The 824-nt window shown below is 49.9% G+C and carries 1 protein-coding gene; it reads left to right on the top strand.

The features are described from left to right. A partial coding sequence (locus O2S87_RS18680) for a transposase (RefSeq protein ID WP_475410219.1) occupies positions 1 to 824 on the top strand: 824 nt, incomplete at both ends.

Genomic DNA, 824 nt, shown 5'->3' with positions numbered 1-824 from the left:
GCTACTCGACGCAGTCGATAGCGAGTCTATTGCTGACGACTTCGAGATCGGGACATACACAGCAAAGCATGATTTTGACAATCATCTCAAAACTGCCGTTTTTGAGGGGATTAATCCGTCTGATTCACTTGCTGAACTCTCTGAGAAAACTGCTATCCACGACGAACTGACCTACATGGCTGGCTCAACCTTCTCTCGATTGACGAACGACCGCGACTACCGTGCGGTCGTTCGTCTCTTTTTCGAGTTGCTTCATTCACCCCAGCTGTACCACCAACGTGGTGTCCAGCGCAAACGATTCGATTGGCTTGATCGTGCTGTCATAGCGACTGACGCGACTAATCTTACCATCACTCGGTCGGTTTCTGTTCCGAGTGAGCGCTCCGATACTGAGGTCCTACACGAGATTGGTCCTGATGAGAAAGGGCTTCATCTCAATGTTTCTGCGCGTGTAGATGGTGACGCCAAGCATCCGCTTGGTGTCACCATCACTCCTGGCGTAATGCGTGAACCAACCCAATTTGAACACCTACAGAGCGATGTCGAGGTCTTTGCAGACCTCGACTCGCCGATTCATGTTTTCGACCGTGGCTACCTTGATTACAGCCGGTTTTGTGATCTCAAGGAGCGTGATATCGATTTCATTTGTCTCCTCCAAGCAGACGCTCGTGCGGAAGTGCTCGAACACATCCAAGATGTCGAAATCACCAATGAACAAGGAACACGACATCTCCGTGACGAACAGATTGAGCTTGCTGAGACTGGTCAACGATTTCGGCGAATCATCTTTGAAGATGTTGATGATGAGAAACTCGCGTACCTGA

The organism is Halohasta sp. A2 (assembly GCF_056175805.1).
The sequence above is the reverse complement of the archived record's forward strand: the minus strand, read 5'-3'. Positions and strand labels throughout refer to the sequence as shown.